The sequence below is a fragment of the Homoserinimonas sp. OAct 916 genome (genome assembly GCF_003260275.1).
Classification (GTDB): domain Bacteria; phylum Actinomycetota; class Actinomycetes; order Actinomycetales; family Microbacteriaceae; genus OACT-916.
Genome location: NZ_QJHB01000029.1, coordinates 1 through 2416, shown reverse-complemented (window position 1 = coordinate 2416; position 2416 = coordinate 1). Strand labels below are relative to the sequence as shown.

The window sequence follows — 2416 nt, the reverse complement described above, 5'->3', positions numbered from 1 at the left end:
GAAGTCGCAACCGAACTCAACGATCGTCCACGCAAAACACTCGGCGGGATTACACCCGCGCAAGCCCTGCAACGGCTAATGTCAGAGCCAGGAAAGCCCATCGTTGCAACGACCGGTTGAATCCGCCGATCCCATGCGGGCACCCTCCCTGCGCTGAAATTGGCTCTCAACTGCACTGTCTCGAAGCTTCGAAACCGCGTGCGGTAGTGGACCGGTATGCGGGGTGGCATCCAGCTAGGCTGATCGAATGTCGATGGTCAACGATGCAATCCCCCAGAAGGTCAAATCTTGGCCTGTCGCTTGGCGGCTGATCATCGCGGCGACGATATTCACCGGCGCAACGATCGCGTTGGTTTGGTTTATTGCGGTGCCTTTGGGCCCTTCGGTATGCGCTGCCATCTACCCTCCGGCACGGAATTGTTTCTGGTCCGATCGCGCGGAAAAGGGTCTGGTCGTGTCGGTCGCTGTGGTCGTGATCTATATCGCGACGGTCACACTCGCGCTGATGAAGAACCGTCGACTTCACAAACTTGTGGTCAGCGGGGTGGTGCTTCTCGCTGTTGCCCCGATCCTGTCCTATCTTGCTATAGCTTGGATTCCGGCGTTCGCGTCTTCTTTGCTGTAATTGGCGGATTCGAGCACTTCAACGATTGTCCTCCCAAGAGTCATGACGCCCCGCAGAACGATCCGCCTGCGGGCACGCGGTAGTGGTCAAAGCCCCCTTTCATCGCGCCGTTGGCGGGCAGTGAAATTCTGCCCCGCAGGCGGACCGGCTAACGGTGCCCTTAACCCGCCAAGTCACATCGTTATCTTTGTTCCGGGCCCAAGGTCAACGGTGACTTCTGTACCCTTGATGACTGGGGTAGGGATGCTGTGGACAGTAGGCTCAAAGTCGGCGCTACAGAATGGTCCGCCGGTCTTCTCAATGCGGATTTCGTAGGAGTTTGGAGATGGCTCGGTGAGCTCGCGAGGCTCCCACGGACAAGAAGAGCTCCCGAAGGAGAGTACTAACCAATGTTCGCCATCGTCTGACCAAACGACCGTAGGAGTCATCTCTCCGTTGCCGGGGTTGTCGATCAATTCTTGAGGGTACACGTCGAGCTTCTCGCCGATTGAAGCGGAGCATCCGGTCAGGGCAAGCACAGCCAAGGCGGCTGAAACTACGACTCCGAGATGTCTCATACGACTCAGCATGCCATGCCAGAGTCGGTTCTTGTCTGGTCTTTTCCTGTGGGGCGGAGTGAGGCCACTCCCCAGCGGCATTCTTGCAGGCCCTTTCAAAGTCCTGAATTAGTTGGCGGGCTTTGGATTGTTCGGCGTGGCCGCTTTTAATTGAGGAAAACTCCTGCTAATCCGATGTTGCTCACGCACGCCGATCACAGGAGCTTTCCGTTGCTATCTTCCATCACAACCACCATTGAACGCCACCTCGCCGCCGATACCGACCTCGAAAAGACATTGCTCAAGGATGCGTAGATGCGTAACTCATCACAGGGATGATGCGGCGCCGAAACGCCACGACACGCCGGGCGGGCCCAACAGTGGCTCAATTGGAGATGTCCCGGAACCCATGAGGAGAGAGCGAGAAATGACCCGTTGCCTATGTGTTATTTTCGTAATACAATAACGGTATGGGTACAGGTGAAACGATCAACGGCGTGGCGGTCACTGAAGAACAGATTGCTGACTGGGCCAGGGAGGCAGAGGCCGGTCCGGACATCAAGGCGCTGAAAAGGCGCGGTCGCGGGCGTCCGGGCCGAGGCGCGGAACCTTCGCAAGTCGTCGCGTTGCGTCTCACGATCGAGGAACTAGCGAGCATCGACGCGATCGCTGCGCGAGAACACAAGACGCGTTCAGAACTCATCCGTGAAGCGCTGGCGAAGTACGCCGCGTGAAGGTTCATGATGCCGCACGTAAGCACGGGATCTCGCCCGAAGACGCAACGCAGGCGGCATCGTGGCCAATCTGGATCGAGGATCTCGATGACGACTCCCCGGCACGACAACTTCGGCTGGGCTTTGACACGCAGGGTCGACTACTCGAGACGGTCGTGCTCATCTTTGACAGCGGAAACGAACTCGTCATCCATGCCATGAAAGCAAGGCCCCAAATGCTCGACCTGCTTCCGTAGCATCCGAGCTGGTGCGTCTGTCCGGAGTCTCATGGGAAGCGAGACGGATTCTCCCCTGACCGCAACGCTGAGCGGTCACAAGACGTCGCCCCTTATCGGACACGTCCACGATGTGCCCTCTTCCGGCATGCGGCGTGAACCCGCAAACCATCCTTTGACGGATCCGCTTCCGCACGCCACCGGCGTTTGCAGTGGGCAGGTATCCGCGTACGTCCTCGTTTGCGTAACGAGACTTCTGCGCCTACCGGTAGATCTCGCGGCGGTGGCCGGCATCAACGATGATGA

General features: G+C 58.2%; 3 protein-coding genes. All 3 read left to right on the top strand.

All coding sequences use genetic code 11. The features are described 5' to 3' along the window. Positions 1 to 247 precede the first annotated feature (247 nt). The 3 genes from DL891_RS16485 to DL891_RS16475 all read left to right on the top strand — a co-directional run bounded on the left by DL891_RS16485 (position 248) and on the right by DL891_RS16475 (position 2131). Positions 248 to 625 (top strand): hypothetical protein, encoded by a 378-nt coding sequence (locus DL891_RS16485; RefSeq protein WP_157962585.1) that lies wholly within the window; start codon positions 248 to 250, stop codon positions 623 to 625. A gap of 1006 nt (positions 626 to 1631) precedes the next feature. Then, positions 1632 to 1895: a ribbon-helix-helix protein, CopG family gene (locus DL891_RS16480; protein WP_111721579.1), complete on the top strand. Its 264-nt coding sequence runs from the start codon at positions 1632 to 1634 to the stop codon at positions 1893 to 1895. Further along, positions 1892 to 2131, top strand: coding sequence for a toxin (locus tag DL891_RS16475; protein ID WP_111721578.1), 240 nt, complete (start codon positions 1892 to 1894; stop codon positions 2129 to 2131). Before DL891_RS16480 ends, DL891_RS16475 begins: the two co-directional genes overlap by 4 nt. The last annotated feature ends 285 nt before the right edge of the window (positions 2132 to 2416 follow it).

Bases quoted from the DNA above. Each gene is read 5' to 3' on its own strand.
- DL891_RS16485 (WP_157962585.1), top strand. From the start codon at position 248: ATGTCGATGGTCAACGATGCAATCCCCCAGAAGGTCAAATCTTGGCCT.
- DL891_RS16480 (WP_111721579.1), top strand. From the start codon at position 1,632: ATGGGTACAGGTGAAACGATCAACGGCGTGGCGGTCACTGAAGAACAG.